Source organism: Gilliamella sp. Fer1-1 (assembly GCF_001690825.1).
Taxonomy (GTDB): Bacteria; Pseudomonadota; Gammaproteobacteria; order Enterobacterales; family Orbaceae; genus Gilliamella; species Gilliamella apicola_C.
Genome location: NZ_LZGX01000095.1, coordinates 1 through 514 on the forward strand (window position 1 = coordinate 1; position 514 = coordinate 514).

Annotated in this window: 1 protein-coding gene; it reads left to right on the forward strand. The window is 40.7% G+C overall.

Annotated features, from left to right (window positions below):
* Positions 1–514, forward strand: a 514-nt coding sequence (locus A9G28_RS13640) for a hypothetical protein (protein ID WP_176702101.1), incomplete at both ends; no start/stop codon positions are given.

Sequence of the window (514 nt, forward strand, 5' to 3'; positions counted from 1 at the left end):
CGGACAAGCTTCCAGAAAGTGAAAAGACAATCATATTAGTTGAAAAAGAGGCCAGATTAATTCAGCCCTCAGCAGATAGCTATTTAAACAGTGGCATAGGGATTCATTTTGTAGATAGCAGTAACTATTGCTATGTTAAAATCAAACCGGAATATACCTTTAGTATACCATTGATATATTTTGACGCTTCACGACAGTCTTCATTCAATACGCCGTTAGGCGGTGGGATTAATGGGATTAACGGTAAAACGCAAAACACCATACCGCAAAAACAATGGTACCGTTTAACGCAAACAGATAAAGCGCGGTTGATTGATATTAACCGCTTCCTTTATCCTGAACTAACCTTAAATGACATCCCCACTGAAGTTGAGCTAGTGAGTAGTGGCGCGCCACAGATAACGCTACCGGGTGTCTACTCTGAGCCGACCGATGATAATAAAGGTTGCTTTACAATTCGTTTTATTGTTGAGGATAAGCATTACTGGATAGACGCTAATGAAGTCTCCCACCT